The 16,073-nt window shown below is 44.3% G+C and carries 17 protein-coding genes and 2 tRNA genes; all 19 read right to left on the bottom strand.

The annotated features are described in order from the left end of the window. Positions 1-22: 22 nt before the first annotated feature. The 19 genes from RBH91_RS00405 to purR all read right to left on the bottom strand — a co-directional run bounded on the left by RBH91_RS00405 (position 23) and on the right by purR (position 16,045). Positions 23-94 (bottom strand) — tRNA-Glu (locus tag RBH91_RS00405). A gap of 10 nt (positions 95-104) precedes the next feature. Continuing rightward, a tRNA-Met gene (locus tag RBH91_RS00400) sits at positions 105-178 on the bottom strand. 152 nt (positions 179-330) lie between these two features. Next, entirely contained in the window at positions 331-717 is a 387-nt protein-coding gene (locus tag RBH91_RS00395) for a S1 domain-containing RNA-binding protein (RefSeq protein ID WP_076761005.1), read from the bottom strand. Between the two features lie 79 nt (positions 718-796). After that, positions 797-1,174 carry an FtsB family cell division protein gene (locus tag RBH91_RS00390; protein ID WP_307893074.1) on the bottom strand — a complete coding sequence of 126 codons (378 nt, stop codon included), beginning with the start codon at positions 1,172-1,174 and terminating at the stop codon, positions 797-799. 16 nt (positions 1,175-1,190) lie between these two features. After that, the gene (yabQ, locus tag RBH91_RS00385) at positions 1,191-1,817 is read right to left on the bottom strand and encodes a spore cortex biosynthesis protein YabQ (RefSeq protein WP_076761007.1); all 627 of its coding nucleotides are present in this window, start codon (positions 1,815-1,817) and stop codon (positions 1,191-1,193) included. Further along, on the bottom strand, positions 1,814-2,122 hold the full coding sequence (gene yabP, locus RBH91_RS00380) for a sporulation protein YabP (protein WP_076761008.1): 309 nt from the start codon (positions 2,120-2,122) through the stop codon (positions 1,814-1,816). The genes yabQ and yabP overlap by 4 nt, the downstream gene beginning before the upstream one ends. 77 nt (positions 2,123-2,199) lie before the next feature. Beyond that, positions 2,200-2,463: an RNA-binding S4 domain-containing protein gene (locus tag RBH91_RS00375; RefSeq protein WP_076761009.1), complete on the bottom strand. Its 264-nt coding sequence runs from the start codon at positions 2,461-2,463 to the stop codon at positions 2,200-2,202. Between the two features lie 6 nt (positions 2,464-2,469). Next, on the bottom strand, positions 2,470-3,939 hold the full coding sequence (locus tag RBH91_RS00370; RefSeq protein WP_307893073.1) for a bifunctional methyltransferase/pyrophosphohydrolase YabN: 1,470 nt from the start codon (positions 3,937-3,939) through the stop codon (positions 2,470-2,472). Further along, the gene (locus tag RBH91_RS00365) at positions 3,929-5,521 is read right to left on the bottom strand and encodes a putative polysaccharide biosynthesis protein (RefSeq protein ID WP_307893072.1); all 1,593 of its coding nucleotides are present in this window, start codon (positions 5,519-5,521) and stop codon (positions 3,929-3,931) included. Before RBH91_RS00365 ends, RBH91_RS00370 begins: the two co-directional genes overlap by 11 nt. 226 nt (positions 5,522-5,747) lie before the next feature. Next, positions 5,748-6,284 carry a stage V sporulation protein T gene (gene spoVT, locus RBH91_RS00360; RefSeq protein WP_076761012.1) on the bottom strand — a complete coding sequence of 179 codons (537 nt, stop codon included), beginning with the start codon at positions 6,282-6,284 and terminating at the stop codon, positions 5,748-5,750. 134 nt (positions 6,285-6,418) lie between these two features. Next, positions 6,419-9,952 (bottom strand): transcription-repair coupling factor, encoded by a 3,534-nt coding sequence (mfd, locus tag RBH91_RS00355; RefSeq protein WP_307893071.1) that lies wholly within the window; start codon positions 9,950-9,952, stop codon positions 6,419-6,421. Between the two features lie 64 nt (positions 9,953-10,016). Continuing rightward, positions 10,017-10,247: an anti-sigma-F factor Fin gene (locus RBH91_RS00350; RefSeq protein ID WP_076761014.1), complete on the bottom strand. Its 231-nt coding sequence runs from the start codon at positions 10,245-10,247 to the stop codon at positions 10,017-10,019. Positions 10,248-10,304: 57 nt separating this feature from the next. After that, on the bottom strand, positions 10,305-10,871 hold the full coding sequence (gene pth / locus RBH91_RS00345) for an aminoacyl-tRNA hydrolase (protein WP_307893070.1): 567 nt from the start codon (positions 10,869-10,871) through the stop codon (positions 10,305-10,307). Positions 10,872-10,996: 125 nt separating this feature from the next. Beyond that, positions 10,997-11,599, bottom strand: coding sequence for a 50S ribosomal protein L25/general stress protein Ctc (locus RBH91_RS00340; protein ID WP_076761016.1), 603 nt, complete (start codon positions 11,597-11,599; stop codon positions 10,997-10,999). Between the two features lie 80 nt (positions 11,600-11,679). After that, positions 11,680-12,633 (bottom strand): ribose-phosphate diphosphokinase, encoded by a 954-nt coding sequence (locus RBH91_RS00335; RefSeq protein WP_076761017.1) that lies wholly within the window; start codon positions 12,631-12,633, stop codon positions 11,680-11,682. Between the two features lie 20 nt (positions 12,634-12,653). Continuing rightward, the gene (gene glmU / locus RBH91_RS00330) at positions 12,654-14,024 is read right to left on the bottom strand and encodes a bifunctional UDP-N-acetylglucosamine diphosphorylase/glucosamine-1-phosphate N-acetyltransferase GlmU (protein ID WP_307893069.1); all 1,371 of its coding nucleotides are present in this window, start codon (positions 14,022-14,024) and stop codon (positions 12,654-12,656) included. Positions 14,025-14,343: 319 nt separating this feature from the next. Beyond that, entirely contained in the window at positions 14,344-14,637 is a 294-nt protein-coding gene (gene spoVG, locus RBH91_RS00325) for a septation regulator SpoVG (protein ID WP_003178198.1), read from the bottom strand. A 179-nt stretch (positions 14,638-14,816) separates the two neighbouring features. Further along, positions 14,817-15,194 carry a 2-iminobutanoate/2-iminopropanoate deaminase gene (gene ridA, locus RBH91_RS00320; RefSeq protein ID WP_076761019.1) on the bottom strand — a complete coding sequence of 126 codons (378 nt, stop codon included), beginning with the start codon at positions 15,192-15,194 and terminating at the stop codon, positions 14,817-14,819. 17 nt (positions 15,195-15,211) lie between these two features. Continuing rightward, complete coding sequence (gene purR, locus RBH91_RS00315; protein ID WP_076761020.1) at positions 15,212-16,045, bottom strand: pur operon repressor; 834 nt, start codon at positions 16,043-16,045, stop codon at positions 15,212-15,214. Positions 16,046-16,073 lie beyond the last annotated feature (28 nt).

Genomic DNA, 16,073 nt, shown 5'->3' with positions numbered 1-16,073 from the left:
CATAAGAAACCGGTTTTTAAGATGACCCGTACGGGATTCGAACCCGTGTTACCGCCGTGAAAGGGCGGTGTCTTAACCGCTTGACCAACGGGCCTTGATAAAAGTAGCGGCGGAGGGGATCGAACCCCCGACCTCACGGGTATGAACCGTACGCTCTAGCCAGCTGAGCTACACCGCCATGTTATGATTTTGTTCTTTTAACGCACAAGTTCTATAATACAAAGGATTGTCCCGTCCGTCAATAGAAATTCGAATAAAATTTTTCGGAAAAATAAAAAGGCATCCGCTGGGATAAGACGAATGCCTTTCGTTTATATAGAAAGCAGCAAGTTAACCTCTTCTTGCTCCGCGCCCTCCACGTTTTGATTCCGTGTTACGTTTTAGAGACGATAAGCGATCTTCACTATCTTTTAAAAACTTATTCATTTTCTGTTCGAACGTTTCTTTAGAGCGGAAATCATTTCTAGGTCTTGATTGAGGACGGTCTACAGCCTTTTTGATGGACAAACCGATCTTGCCATCTTTCTCTACATTGATGACTTTGACTTGTACTTGATCACCGACCTTGAGATGATCATTGATGTCCTTGACGTAATTATCGGCTACTTCACTGATATGAACGAGACCTGTTGATCCTCCAGGCAATTCAACAAATGCTCCAAAATTTGTAATACCTGTTACTTTCCCTTGCAACTTGCTGCCAACTTCAATCGACATAAAAAAAGTGCTCCTCCTTAGACTTAAAAAAGATCATTTCTTTAATTATACATAAAGAAAAAAATAAGTGTCAACAAGGCTACTTGCTCTTCTCATCAAACTTGAAGATGATTTCCCCTTCCTTTGAGAGGTAATAATCCTTTCTGGCAAGCTCTGCAACGTAATCCTCGTCCTTTAATTTGACAATCTCATCTTTTAAGTTTGATTTTTTTGCTTCCAGCTGATCCAGCTTTTTCAAAAGCTCTTCTTTTTTCTCTTCTTTTGCACTGATATCTGAGGTCTGCGACCAAAGCGAGCTGACCATCACGATCGCCGAAAGCAGCGCGACAGCCCCAAATACCGTCAACCGTCTGTATAGACCGCGCCTTTTTCGTTTCAAATGCTGCTGTTTCCGTTCCATTTGCTCTTTATATTCATTTTGAATTTGAGAAATATTGCGTTTGCTAGTATCGTTCAATTCCAGACGGCCTCCTTCATTTTTTTAGTAATTTCGTTTTAATTGTTATGAATAGTTTCTTTCCCTTTTTGAAAAATCCTGCTCCCTTTTGTAAAAAGCGTCTCAGCATTCCCCGAATACGGGCGGGAAGAAGCCTATAGCATTGATATATTAAGAAATAAAACGGATAGCCTGCGAATTTTAAGATCTTATATAAACATACCGCAAAAAAACGAAAAAGAACATAGATATTTCTCATCAAGAACAGAATAATTGCCAAAAAGGACTGAAATGTCCACACAACAGGGCGAAATATCACCATCTGCATCATTTTTGATGTCATACGGCAGATCAAAACAAAGAAGGAGATCATCCATCCCAAGATTTTAATATAGATTTGTTTAAAAAGGCTTTGATATGCGGCAAATCCCAGCATAACCGCCAAAAAGATGTAAATTCTTAACTCTCCTTCATTTACGCTGAGCAGAACATAGAAAAAAAGGAGACCTTGTACCATCCAAAACAGCAGATCATGGATAAATAAAAGCCACCTGGCGGTTTTAGCGCGAATCACAAATCGGGTGTAGGTATCAAGGGAAGCGCCCAGCCATGCCCCCATTCCGGCCATGGCGAGCATCGTATAGAACTGTGTGGTCAGCGTCATTTAAACAACTTGCTAAAAAACCCTTTAGCTTTCTCCCCCTGCTGCTCATCCAAATAGACGAGATCAAGCACTCTTCCCTTAATGGAGACAACTCCTTTTTCCACATCCAGATTTTTCATCTGCAAGTTTTCGCCTCTGACCGCCAGCATACCCATCACGGTTTCAAGCAAAAATTCCTCATTATCAAAGCTCTCAACCTGTTTGACGCCGGAAATATCCAACAGCTTGCGGCCCTTCATCATGACGTTATGCTCCGGGACAGATGACCCGTTGGAAGGGTTATGCTGGTCATAGTATAAACTCATCTATTCATCCCCCATATCCTCATACTATAAGATTCGTTACTGCATTGTATGAGATGAGGTGTTTTTTTAGAACAAGCCTATTCCCCTCCGAGTTTCTCTTCTTTCAGGACGGTGTACATATTAGCAGCCTCTTCTTTTTTCGTCGTGTCTTTCAGTTCATTGACTTTGACAGTAACGAGTTTTTGACCGAAGCGAACCTCAAGCTCGTCTCCCGCTTTAACATCAGAGCTTGCTTTTGCCTGCTGGCCGTTGATCGAGATCCTCCCCTGATCCGCCACTTCTTTGGCAAGCGTCCGTCTTTTAATCAGTCTTGATACCTTTAGAAATTTATCAAGTCTCATGGTTTATCAGCCCCTTTCGATTTCTTTCGCTTCATTCCAGAATTCGTCCATTTCCTCAAGCGTCATGCTTTCGAGGTCCTTTCCGGCGCGTTTTGCCGATTGTTCAATATGCTTGAACCGTCTGTAAAACTTGGCATTTGTCATAGTGAGCGCTTCTTCGGGCTCAATTTTATAAAATCGGCCGATGTTGACGAGAGCAAATAAAAGATCTCCGAATTCTTCTTTTATTTTTTTGCCGTCCTGTTCAGCTTCGGAAATTTCTAAAGAAAATTCTTTCATTTCTTCTTGAACTTTGTCCCAAATATCTTGAACATCAGACCAGTCAAATCCGGACTTTGCTGCTTTTTTCTGAAGCTGATTCGCTTTTGACAGAGCGGGCAGCGGCTTCGGAATATCATCAAGAAGCGATTTTTTATCGGTCTGTTTTTCCTGCTTCTTAATCTCTTCCCAGTTTGCCATGACGTCGGCCTCATCATTTACTGCAGTATCCCCGAAAACATGCGGATGCCTTCTGATCATTTTCGCAGTGATTCCGCGTATGACATCATCAATGGCAAAGAGACCTTCATCTTCACCGATTTGCGCATGGAGAAGGACTTGCAGCATGACATCGCCAAGCTCTTCAACCAGATGATCAGAATCCTCTTCATCGATGGCTTCCAGCACTTCATAACACTCTTCTATTAAGTATTTTTTCAATGATTGATGAGTCTGTTTTTGATCCCAAGGGCAGCCGTTTGGTCCGCGAAGCTCCCTTATGACGCGGCGGAACATCGAAAACTCCTGATAAAGAACAGCTTCGTCTTTGACAGGAGGAACGTAAACGCTCGTCAAATTGGTGATACCGACACTTCTGTCCAGTTCATAAAGCGGCACTTTTCTGACCTCTTCTTTGCTGCTTCCCGCCGCCGTTACGATCACGACCTCATAATCATCAGGCAGCTTTTCCATCAATGTAAGCTTTACTTCGGAAGCGGTCATTTGATCATAAACCTGGCAAATAATGAGGTGATGGCAGAGCTCCACTTCATCTGCTGAAAATTGAACGGCATCAACAAATTGAAATCCTTCAATCGGATCGATCTCCAAGGCGTTAAATGTCGCATCAAGAAAACTGTGGCCGCCCTCCACCTCTACTTCCGCTTGATATAGATGCTGTCTTTCAAGCAACAGCTGCACGGTTCTTTCCGCTACAAACGGATGGCCCGGAACGGCGTAGAGCACATCCCGCTTCTCTGCCTCCTGAAAAAGCCTTTCAACGATTTCTTCATAAACCTCATCGAATTGATCATGCTTTTCATAGATCTCATCAAAAAAATGAATGGTCGGAATTTCTTTTCTCAGCTCTTCTATTAATGGATGGTCTTCCGTCCGGACGTATAGCACCTCAGCTTGTGTAAGGCGCTTATAGACGCCAAGAGTTAATTGATTCATATCGCCTGCCCCGAGACCGACAACTGTTATTTTACGAGTCATTCCCGCCGCCCCTTTCTCGTTTGAATGTCAGGAGCTTGCTGCCAAAAGGTACAAGCTCGAGTTCTTTTTCTGAAAACACGCGTAATTTTAATATGCTGTACAAAAAGACTGCTCCGCCGATGAAAACCGCACTGAGGCTTTCTGCTGCCGACAGCCATCTGCTTTCATGCGGCAGCACTGTTTCAAACGCATAGAGCCAAAATGACAAGACCGCCGCCATGATGAATGCCGAGATCAAAATCCCGGATATTCTGTATTCCGAAAGTTTGATCAAGCCCTTCCTTTTCAGCTGTAACAGGTTAAGCCCGGCGACAGCGGCGAATGCCGCGACAGTAGCCAAGGCTGCTCCGGATATACCGAGGGAAGGAATCAGCATGAAGTTGAATACAGCTTTCAGCAAAAAACCGCTGAAAACGGAGACGGCCGGAAAAAATGTATCCCCGAGACCTTGTAAAACAGCGGTGATGGTCAAAGCAAGCGACGCAAAAAAAATTGAAATACTGAACATTTGAAGCGCTGCCGTCCCTTCGCTGTTTTTAAACAGCATGACATTAACCGGCTCCAAAATGCAAATGAGGCCTACCGCCGCACCAGTGCCAATCACCAAGCTCATTTTAATTGAAGATTGGATTTTTTCTTGTGCAGCCTTGATTTCCTCCTGTTTTCTCGCTTTAGAAAGAGATGGGACAAGAGCAGTCGCAATGCTCGCCGCAAAAACGGTTCCTAATTGAAGCAGCGGCTGGCCTCTGTCATAAACACCTTTTGTATGTTTCGCCTGAAGCTCGTCCATTCCCTGTCCCGCCAGCAATGAATATAAGTTCAGCGCGTCAACAAGCTGGATGAGAATCAGCATGAGGCTGGCGGCACAGATCGTCACCGTGTACAGACAAAGCTGTTTGACAATCGTTTTCGTCTCAACACCCGCATGATGAACAGCGCGGTTTCTTCTCCTCTTTACCCAAAATGCCGCCAAGATGAAAAATGCTGTCAGGCCTCCGACCAGAGAGCCAAAGGCTGCTCCGGCTCCGGCATCATATAAAGAGTATCCGTTCTTTACAAGCCACCACGTCAAAATGAGGATGGCTGCGACACGGCAAAACTGCTCGCCGATTTGTGAAAATGCCGTCGGCAGCATCTGCTCGCTTCCTTGAAAATAGCCTCTGAATAAGGATACGAACGGGAGCAGCAAATAAGAAAACGAAACGGCGCGGATGACCTGGGCAAGCTCCGGGTCGCCCATCAGGCCTGCAATAGACGCAGCTCCGATAAAAAGAAGAAGAAAAAAAACAAGGCCGACTCCTGACACAAACAGCATAGACACGCGGAGAATCTTCCCGCGGCTGTCCGCACCGTGATCATTCAAAAGCTTGGAAATGATGACCGGAAAGCCGGATGTCGCAAGCAGCACAGATATTCCTATCATCGGATACACTTGCTGAAAAATATAAAAACCGACATCTCCCACTATATTTTGAAAAGGCACTCTATAAACAGCGCTTAATATTTTTGATAAAATTCCCGCCAATGACAACACAAAGGCGCCTTGCCAAAGAAGCCGTCTTTGGCCGTTTAAAAAGCCCATTCTGCAAGCTCCTTTCAATGCGCTTTTCATCTCTTCCTGAAAAGCACATGAAACGTGCTTATTATACCATATACCGTGCAGTTCCCTCCCTTTTTAACCGCCAACTAAAAAAAGAACAGCCCAAAAGGGTGCTGTTCCGACTGGTTGATACGATATTCCGGGCGTGTTAAACACTTTCGGCATTCCTGCCTGAACGGCAGGAATGTCCAAATAAAAGGAATGAGACCTATTGTTCCATTTGACGCGCCAGGAAACCGGCGGCAGTTTCGACTGCTTTATGTTCCACTTCACCAATTGACTGGTCTTTAGAAAAAATCACGACAGCTCCGATCGGATCGCCGTTTGCAACAATCGGGCCCACTGTATAAGATGCGACTTCTTCGTCAATGCCGTCAATCAGCTGGATCGTCTTCGCATCCCCGTCCAACACGGAGTTTCGCTGGTCCATCGCTTTTTCTACCATATCGCTGATGGACTTGTTTAAGTAGTCTTTTTTGGAACTTCCCGATACTGCGATATACACGTCACGGTCGCAGATTAGTACAGAATGCCCTAAACTGTCATAAAGCGCGTCTGCGTATTCTTTAGCAAAATCACCAAGCTCGCTGATAGGAGAATATTTTTTTAAAATAACCTCCCCATCCCGATCCACGAATATTTCTAAAGGGTCCCCCTCACGAATACGCAAGGTTCTTCGTATTTCCTTCGGGATCACGACCCGGCCTAAATCATCAATCCGACGTACGATACCAGTTGCTTTCATCTGTGCTGCCTCTCTTTCATTTGATGATATATCTGGTGGATGTAACAGAGCTGTGTACTTGAAACACTCTCCACTCTTGATTGATTTTAGTATCCTTCACATCAAATGTAATATACGTGAGAAACAACAAAAATTTACGATGAAGCAATCGTTTGTTTTTTAACGTCTTGCAAGCCTTTTAAAATCTCAAGCAGCGTCTCCAGCCACTCTTCAGGTTTGCGGTTTTTCACCTGAATCGAGATTTTGAGTTTCTTGCCTTCCATTCCAAGACCGATCTGCCTGCCGTATTTGCTGCCGAGTTCAAACAGCTTTTGTCCATCGATTTCAGAGCTTGCCTTTTCGTCGATCGTCAGTCTGACGGCATCTTTCTCCTGCTTAATCAGCTCGACGCGCTCTCTGATGGCATATACCTTCATTTCTGCAATCGCAAATAAATACTCGACTTCTTTCGGGTACTCGCCGAAACGGTCGATCATTTCATCCTGCAGCTCGCTTTTTTCTTCAGCGGTTGCAACGGATCTGAATCGTTTATACATATCTATTTTTTGCTTGCCGTCCGTCACATAGGTCTGCGGAATATACGCATCAAGCTCCAAATCGATTTCCGGTTCAAACTTTTCAGCTTGCGGCACATCACCTTTGCGCGCTTCAATCGCTTCCTTGAGCATTTGCGAGTATAAATCAAACCCGACGGAATCGATAAACCCGTGCTGTTGTGCACCTAGAAGGTTGCCAGCTCCGCGTATCGTCAAGTCGCGCATGGCGATCTTGAAACCAGACCCGAGTTCAGTGAATTCCTTAATAGCCTGAAGTCTTTTTTCAGCCACTTCTGTCAGGACTTTGTCTTTTCGATACGTAAAATAGGCGTAAGCTACCCGATTAGAGCGTCCGACACGGCCTCTCAGCTGATACAGCTGTGAAAGGCCCATTTTGTCGGCGTCGTACACAATTAACGTATTGACGTTTGGAATATCGACGCCCGTTTCAATAATTGTCGTACTGACGAGAACATCTGATTCTCCCTCTAAAAAGTTCAGCATGACCGATTCAAGTTCGTTTTCTGTCATTTTCCCATGGGCATACGCCACCTTGGCATCAGGCACAAGCATTGAAATTTCTTCAGCTTTTCTTTCAATGTCCTCGACCCGATTGTACAAGAAGTATACTTGGCCGCCTCTGGCGAGCTCTCGTTCTATCGCTTCCCTCACCAGCGCCCCGTTGTATTCGACAACATATGTCTGAACGGGAAAACGGTTTTCCGGAGGGGTTTCAATCACTGATAAATCCCTGACTCCAAGCATGGACATATGAAGGGTTCGGGGTATTGGAGTCGCCGTCAAAGTCAGCACATCGACATTCGCTTTGATTCGTTTAATTTTTTCCTTATGCGTGACTCCGAACCTTTGTTCTTCATCAATGATGAGCAAGCCCAGATCTTTGTACACGACATCCTTTGACAAAAGCCTGTGGGTTCCGATTACAATATCGATCGTACCGTTCTTCAGGCCTTTAATCGTTTCAGTCGCTTCTTTTCTAGTCCGGAACCGGCTGAGCAGGCCGATGTTAACCGGATAATCCTGGAATCTCTCCAATATTGTTTCATAATGCTGCTGGGCCAAAATAGTAGTCGGTACAAGGATAGCCACCTGCTTTCCATCTGCAATCGCTTTAAAGGCGCCACGGATAGCAACCTCTGTCTTGCCGTACCCGACATCTCCGCAAAGCAGCCGGTCCATCGGCCGTTCTTTTTCCATATCTTTTTTAATTTCATGAATCGATCTCAGCTGGTCCTCTGTTTCTTGATAAGGAAAAGCGGCTTCAAATTCGCGCTGCATTTCGTGGTCTGGAGAAAAGGCATAACCTTTGCTTGCTTCTCTTTCCGCATAGAGCTTAATCAAATCATCTGCGATATCCTGAACAGATGTTTCAACCTTTTTCTTGACCCGCTTCCATTCGCTTCCTCCCAGTTTGTACAGCTTCGGTTCTTTGCCTTCTGAACCGACATATTTCTGCACCTGGTCGATTTGATCAACGGGCACGTAAAGTTTATCGCTTCCCTGGTAATGAATGTTCAGGTAATCCTTGTGGATGCCGTTGATTTCAAGCGTTTCGATGCCTAAATATTTTCCGATTCCATGGTTGACATGGACGACGTAATCACCGACTTGCAATTCTGAGTAGCTTTTGATTCTTTCTGCATTTGTCAGCTTTTGTTTGCGCGCCTGCTTTTTTACGCGTTTCTTAAACAATTCTTCCTCGGTGATGACAGCCAGCTTCATCAGAGGAAGCTCAAAACCCGATTGAAGACCGCCTTCCATGATGTAGATTTGTCCTTGGGCAAGCGCCGCGTCTTGATCTGCTTGCGCAGCTTCTATGTCATAATCCGACAGAACCGATGCGAGCTTTTCGACGCGCTCCCGGCTGTCCCCTAGAAAAACGGTCGTGTATTTGGATTTCTTAAACCGTTCAATCTCGTTTTTGAGCACATTCATCTGACCGTGAAAGCTTTGCATTTGTTTGCTGGAAACATTCACGATGTTTTGCGGACTTGTATGCTGAACATGCCTCAAAAACAGCGAATAGTACAAAATGGGGCGAGACTGTGTCGAGATGAGATTGTGAAAAGGGAATGACATGGACATGTCATGAAGAATTTTGCCTTCTTCAAGAAGACTCGTGATCCATTCAGCCTCTTCCTTTTGCAGCTGGTCTTCCATTTCGTGAACACGGCTGATCTCATCCAGTATGAGCAGAGTATTTTTCGGGAAATAATCTAGCAAACTAGCAGGATTCTCATAGAAATAAGAAATGTATTTGACCATTTCCTGGCCAATGTTTCCTTCCGTGAGCCGCTCTTTGTCCTCCGCTATATTTTGATGGAGGATTTCTTTTTGTTTATCCAGCTTCAGTTTCTTAAGACTGCTGGCAAGGCCTTTCTCCATTTGCTCAAGCGCCCTTTGCCGATCTTCTTCCCGTACGATCAGCTCCTTTGCCGGGCCGATCTCCACTGTATCGCGCGTCTCCAGAGAGCGCTGATCATCCGTATTGAAAATGCGAATTGAATCGATCTCAGTATCAAACAGTTCTATGCGGATAGGGTTGTCTTCTGTCAATGAGTAGACATCGATAATGCCCCCGCGAATGCTGAATTCCCCGGGAGCTGCAACCATATCGGTCCGTTCATATCCAATTTGAACGAGGGTCTGAATCAGTTTTTCCGGATCGATTTCCCGGCCGGTTTCAATTTGGATCTGGCTCTCCTTCCAAACCTCCGCAGGAGGCAGCATTCTTCTGACAGCCGCTGCGGGCGCAACCACGATCGGTGCTTCCCCGCTTGAAAGCCTATTTAACACATCCAGTCTTTGCGAACGCAGCTCAGGGCTCGCAACCGCAATTTCCGATGAAATCAATTCATTGACAGGATATAAAAGGACAGGCTGATCGTTTATCAGCCCTGTTAAATCGTCTGTAATTTTTTGAGCCTGATAAAGGTTATGTGTAATTAAAAATAACGGCCGTTTAATTTCTTTTGAAAGAGCGGCTGTAAATAATGAGCGGGCAGATCCGGAGAGTCCCGCAAGCAGCTGCTCCTTCAGCCCTTCGTTCAAACCGTTCACGATGGATTTAAAATCATCGCTTTTTGTAATGTAGGATTGAATATTGTTCAAATGAGCCCCTCCTCTCTTCCTCAAATAGAAAAATGCTTTGGTCTAGTCTCTACACCAAAGCTTTTTATTGAATAAATGATTGATATTGATGATAATCCGGGTTTCGTTCCAGCGCTTCCTGACAATCTTCACATATCGTCATGACGTGTAAATCCCCATTATCTTTATAAGAAATCATATCGTTTCTTTCCTCATTTGTTAAGTGATGAAACCCCAATTGTTCACTATTGACATAAGAATGATCAAGACTTCCTACTTTCACGCCGCAATGACGGCAGTAATAATGCAAAGCCATAAAGGAACCTCCCATAGCCAGTCTTTTTAAGACTAGTATGTTCTGTTCCCAATCGTCTTATACCTTTGCATTAAATTCATTCATGACTTCTAAAAATGGTTTATCCAGAGAAGCTTCACATGCATTGACCGATTTTCGGACAGCTTCCTGTACAGCCGGCTCTTCTTCTGACGTAAAAGCGCCCAGGACATAATCCGTTATCTTCATGCCGTTTACCGGTCGGCCTATTCCGATTCTGATTCGGTTAAAATCAGATGTCCCAAGATGCTGAATCATCGATTTAATACCGTTGTGCCCTCCGGCGCTTCCTTTCGTCCTCAGACGGATTTTTCCGGTCGGAAGATCCAAATCATCATAAATCACTTTCATATTCTCAACAGGGATCTCGTAATAGTCCATAAGCGGCCTCAAACATTCTCCCGATAAGTTCATATATGTAAGCGGCTTAACAAGTAGAACCTTTTTGCCGGAAACAAATCCAATTCCATATTGTCCGTTGAATTTTGTTTTATCAAGGGCAATGTTCCATTCCTTGGAAAGTTCATCGATCGTCATAAACCCTACATTATGCCTCGTTTTTTCGTATGTTTTTCCCGGATTGCCCAAACCTGCAAACAAAAGCATTGTATATCCTCCCTTAATCAAAACCCTGCCTCAGGCATACCTGAGGGGAGCGTCCTAATTCCCCTCATTCTAGCACAAAAGACGTAACCGCGGGAGGGTTACGCCTTAGGTATTTATTCGTTTTTTTACTCTTCTGGTTCCTCAACTTCTTGAGCTGCTGATTCGGCTTCCGTTTCCTCTTGCTTTTGGGGAGGGAGAATGGATGCAACGACTTCATCAGGCTCATGATTGAATGAATAATCACCTTTTGCCGGAATGTCGCCAACGGTTAGAACATCATTAACTTCGAGACGAGAAATATCCGCCTCAATCGTTTGCGGGATGCTCTTCGGCTTTGCAGTAATAGAAAGTTCGTAGAGCGGCTGCTGAAGTACGCCGCCCTGCTTGATACCCTCGGCTTCACCCGTTAGATTAACAGGGACGGCTGCTTCCATTTCCGCTTCCATATCAACCACTTTGAAATCAGCATGTACAATTGCATCTTTCAGTGGGTCTGTTTGTATTTCAGTCACCATGACAGAGTGCCGTTCACCGTTGATATCCAAACTGATAATCGTATTTTTCCCCTCATTGCGCAAGACTTTTAAAAGCTCAATACTATCCAGTGCAACAGACTTATTCTCCAAGTTTTTTCCGTAAATCACGCCAGGCACAAATCCCGATAACCGGATTTTCCTTAAAGAGGAACGTTTGTCGTCCGTTCTTTCTTCCGCTTTTAAAATTGCCATACTCAGCACCATCCCATCGTTAGATTGGTCTTCCTAAAACCATACCCATAACGACAAAACTTTAAACCAGAATCGCCAAATTAATCGAACAGGAAGCTGACAGATTGTTTTTCATGCACGCGAATGATGGCTTCCGCCAATAGCGGTGCGACAGAAAGCTGTTTGAACTTCTCGATTTTCTTTTCTTCCGGCAGCTCGATGCTGTTTGTCACAACAAGCTCTTTTATTTTGGAATTATTGATTCTTTCAATTGCCGGACCTGACAGAACAGGATGCGTACAGCAAGCATACACTTCAGATGCACCGCTTTCGATGAGGGCATTGGCTGCCAATGTAATCGTTCCTGCCGTATCGATAATATCATCAATTAAAATGGCCGTTTTCCCTTCAATATGTCCGATAATGTTCATAACCTCAGCTACATTCGGCTTCGGACGGCGTTTATCGATAATTGCAATCGGAGCTTTCAAGCGGTCTGCCAGCTTACGGGTCCGCGTTACCCCGCCGTGGTCAGGAGACACAATAACAATATCGTTCAAATTTTTCTCTTCAAAATAACTTCCTAAAATCGGAACACCCATTAAATGGTCGATCGGTATATCGAAGAAACCTTGAATTTGCGGCGCGTGCAGATCAAGGGCAATCACCCTGGTAGCACCGGCTGTTTCGAGCAGATTCGCCACCAATTTAGCAGTGATCGGCTCACGTGAACGCGCTTTTCGGTCTTGACGGGCATAGCCGTAGTAAGGCATCACGATATTAATCGTTTTAGCAGAGGCGCGTTTCAGTGCATCAACCATAATTAAAAGCTCCATAATATGTTCATTAACGGGAGCGCTTGTAGATTGAATGACGTAGCAGTCGCAGCCGCGGATGCTTTCTTCAATATTGATTTGAACTTCACCGTCGCTAAAGCGTTTAACAGAACTCTTTCCCAGCTCCACTCCTACGATATCTGCGATTTCTTTCGCAAGTTCCGGATTTGAGTTTAAGGAAAAAATCTTCAAATTGTCGTCTTCGTATTGATTAGACATGGTAAACCTCCGATTTAGGATTATTTTTTGTGTATATTCTTAGCGTAGTCTTCCTTGTTGACTTGTCTTGCTCTAGCAATAGACAAAGCCCGGCCGGGTACATCGTCTGTTATGGTTGAACCCGCAGCTACGTAGGCGCCCTGGCCAATTGTAACAGGAGCGATCAAATTGGAGTTGCAGCCTACAAATGCTCCATCCTCAATTTTGGTTGTAAATTTATTTTTCCCGTCATAATTAACGGTAATCGAACCACAGCCGAGATTGACATCCGTTCCGATTTCCGCGTCCCCTATGTAGCTTAAATGAGATGCTTTGCTGCGATCTCCGAATTGTGATTTTTTCACTTCTACGAAATTGCCGATCCTTACCTCATTGCCGATTTTCGAGTCAGGTCTGATGTGAGCAAACGGACCGATTGTCACATCGTCGCCCACTTCACTATTCACGACAACGGACTGTTTGATCACCGTCCGGCTTCCAATCGTACTGTTTTCCAATTCGCTGTTTTGTCCGATTATCGTATCCTCGCCGATGACAACGCGGCCTTTAATCATCGTTCCAGGATAAATGACAGTATCCCGGCCGATAACGGCTTCCGGTGAAATGTATGTGTTGAGAGGATCGATTAAGCTGACGCCGTTTTGCATGTGGCGTTTATTGATGCGCTGCTTCATGTAAGCTTCAGCTTGAGAAAGGGCGACCCTGTCATTGACTCCGAGTGTTTCTTGGAAGTGATCAGTCTGATAAGCGGCAACAGTTTCACCTTGATTCTTTAAGATTTCAATCACATCAGGAAGGTAGTATTCCCCTTGGACATTATCATTTGATACCTGCTCTATCGTCTCGAAAAGAGCTTGATTATCAAAACAGTAAGTTCCCGTGTTGATTTCTTTGACAAGACGTTCCTCATCTGTTGCATCTTTATGTTCGACAATTTTTGCAACATCGCCGTTTTCATTGCGGATGATGCGTCCATAGCCTGTCGGATCTTCCGCAACTGCCGTCAAAATCGTGACCTTTGCTGCTTTTTCCTGATGCTCCCGGAGCATCGCTTCCATTGTCTCAGCCGTTAACAGCGGAGTATCTCCACAAATGACGATCGTCGTTCCCTTTTCGCCCGCAAGAATTGATTTGGCTTGCTTAACAGCGTGTGCCGTACCGAGCTGTTCAGCTTGAAGGGCATATTCACTCTTTTCCCCGAGCTGTTTTTTGACATCTTCTGCACCATGTCCGACAATTGTGACAAGTTTAGCCAATGATAGCTTACGAGCTTCATCGACAACATGTTCGACCATCGGCTTTCCGCAAACAGGATGAAGAACTTTATATAACTTTGATTTCATTCTTGTTCCTTGACCAGCTGCTAATACAACTGCAAACCGCTTATCCATTTATTGGCCTCCATTATCCCTATTATCCATAGAAAAATATATCCTAAATATGAGTTGATTTCAAGCAAGCCAAAAAGAGAAATCAGCAAATGAAGGCGACAAATTTTAGATGTTTTAGAACATATCTGGAATTCTGCAATTGAGCAGGTTCCTCAGCTTTTCATGTCAGCCCGCTAGCCAAAAGCTGTGTTCTCAACTCTTCAATTGTGCTTTTCGCCCATTTACTGATATACGCTTGAAAAAACCATATTTTGTCATTTAATTATTATACCATCATTTTTTTCAAAACAAAAAGGGCTTATTCATAAGCCCTTCTTTTTTAAGAAGCTCCCGCTTCTTCATATTCTATTTCCTCAACGTCACCCAAACGATGATATTCATTTAACACCGCGTCCTGAATTTTTCCGCGGGTGCTTGAGTTGATTGGATGAGCGATATCACGAAATTCTCCATCAGGTGTACGCTTACTTGGCATCGCAACGAAAAGACCATTGTTTCCATCAATTACACGAATGTCATGCACGACAAATTCGTGATCCAGCGTGATGGATGCAATCGCTCTCATGCGACCATCGGTATTCACGCGGCGTAATCTTACGTCGGTAACTTCCACAGTAGTTCACCACCTTTTCCCAATATAAAAACATTAGTGTAATTATTCAACGGTTTTTTCTGTTTTCCTGCATAATTAAAAATATTTTTCTAATATTGGGATAAAAACACACTGTATTGTCAAAATTTCCAACAAAAAAAGATGATTTTGATATACAAAACCACCTTTTCATCATTCATCTATTTCACGAGGGCAATGATTTCTATTTCAACTAATGCATCTTTCGGGAGACGCGCCACCTCTACACATGATCTTGCCGGTTTATGCGTATTGAAGTACTGGCCGTAGACCTCATTAACCTCAGCAAATTGACTCATATCAGCCAAAAACACAGTCGCTTTCACAACGGTTTCAAGTGAGGCGCCCGCTTCTTTCAGCACAGCTTTTAAATTGCGGAAAACCTGGTGCGTCTGTTCAGTGATGTCTCCGTCCACCATTTCACCTGACGGAGTCAAAGGAATCTGCCCTGAGCTGTAAAACATGTTATTAACAATAATCCCTTGCGAATAGGGTCCAATCGCTTCCGGTGCTTCTTTTGTCTGAACAACCTTTGTCATCTCAAACTCCCCCATCTTTATTCATTTTCTTTAAAAAAACGCTGAAAGTTTCCGTTTTGTATTTCTACGACCTTTTCCTTTATATCGATTTCTGAAAGGGTAAGAAGTGACATATACTCATCAACCAGCCGCTCCTTCACTCCCTGAGCTTCAACAAGGACTCCGATTCCTGCAACATGCGCATTGAATTCATCCAGCAGATTGATCATGCCGTTGATCGTACCGCCCGCTTTCATAAAATCGTCGATAATTAAAACGTTTGAACCCGTCTTTAAGCTGCGTTTTGCAAGCGACATCGTCTGTATGCGGTTGGATGAACCTGAAACATAATTGATGCTGACCGTTGAACCTTCTGTAACCTTGTTGTCCTTTCTGACGACGACAGTGGGCACATCTAAATAACTCGCCACCGCATATGCCAGAGGAATTCCTTTCGTGGCCACCGTCATGACCACATCGATTTCCCTGTCTGAAAAAGCGGAAGCAAAAATCTTGCCGGCCTTCGTTAATATAGAAGGCTTTCCGAGGACATCGGTCAAATATAAATAGCCGCCGGGAAGAATGCGTTCCGGATCGATCAATGACTCCCCGAGTGTCTTGACAAACCCCTCTGCTTCATCAACCTTTACCTTTGGAATGTATTTAACGCCGCCCGCTGCACCCGGTACTGTCTGCAGCGTCCCGATTCCTTGCTGCTCAAATGTCTGCTTAATAATGGTCAAATCTTCACTAATGGATGATTTAGCAGATTGATACCGTTCTGAAAAGAAGGTTAATGGCACTAAGACATGCGGATGGGCCAACAAATAATTTGTCAGATCCACCAATCTGCCGCTTCGACGAAACTTCATGCACTTACCTCCAAAATCCGAATATTTT

Source organism: Bacillus swezeyi, from assembly GCF_030908325.1.
Classification (GTDB): Bacteria; Bacillota; Bacilli; order Bacillales; family Bacillaceae; genus Bacillus; species Bacillus swezeyi.
Note: the sequence above shows the minus strand (reverse complement) of the source record. Positions and strands in the feature narration are given on the sequence as shown.

Excerpts from the sequence above, each read along its gene's own strand:
- glmU (WP_307893069.1), bottom strand. The coding sequence starts at position 14,024 with ATGGATAAGCGGTTTGCAGTTGTATTAGCAGCTGGTCAAGGAACAAGA.
- RBH91_RS00365 (WP_307893072.1), bottom strand. The coding sequence starts at position 5,521 with ATGGGCTTTTTAAACGGCCAAAGACGGCTTCTTTGGCAAGGCGCCTTT.
- RBH91_RS00335 (WP_076761017.1), bottom strand. The coding sequence starts at position 12,633 with ATGTCTAATCAATACGAAGACGACAATTTGAAGATTTTTTCCTTAAAC.
- RBH91_RS00395 (WP_076761005.1), bottom strand. The coding sequence starts at position 717 with ATGTCGATTGAAGTTGGCAGCAAGTTGCAAGGGAAAGTAACAGGTATT.
- yabQ (WP_076761007.1), bottom strand. The coding sequence starts at position 1,817 with ATGACGCTGACCACACAGTTCTATACGATGCTCGCCATGGCCGGAATG.
- ridA (WP_076761019.1), bottom strand. The coding sequence starts at position 15,194 with ATGACAAAGGTTGTTCAGACAAAAGAAGCACCGGAAGCGATTGGACCC.
- spoVT (WP_076761012.1), bottom strand. The coding sequence starts at position 6,284 with ATGAAAGCAACTGGTATCGTACGTCGGATTGATGATTTAGGCCGGGTC.
- RBH91_RS00375 (WP_076761009.1), bottom strand. The coding sequence starts at position 2,463 with ATGAGACTTGATAAATTTCTAAAGGTATCAAGACTGATTAAAAGACGG.
- purR (WP_076761020.1), bottom strand. The coding sequence starts at position 16,045 with ATGAAGTTTCGTCGAAGCGGCAGATTGGTGGATCTGACAAATTATTTG.
- RBH91_RS00340 (WP_076761016.1), bottom strand. The coding sequence starts at position 11,599 with ATGGCAATTTTAAAAGCGGAAGAAAGAACGGACGACAAACGTTCCTCT.
- yabP (WP_076761008.1), bottom strand. The coding sequence starts at position 2,122 with ATGAGTTTATACTATGACCAGCATAACCCTTCCAACGGGTCATCTGTC.
- RBH91_RS00370 (WP_307893073.1), bottom strand. The coding sequence starts at position 3,939 with ATGACTCGTAAAATAACAGTTGTCGGTCTCGGGGCAGGCGATATGAAT.
- RBH91_RS00350 (WP_076761014.1), bottom strand. The coding sequence starts at position 10,247 with ATGGCTTTGCATTATTACTGCCGTCATTGCGGCGTGAAAGTAGGAAGT.
- pth (WP_307893070.1), bottom strand. The coding sequence starts at position 10,871 with ATGCTTTTGTTTGCAGGTTTGGGCAATCCGGGAAAAACATACGAAAAA.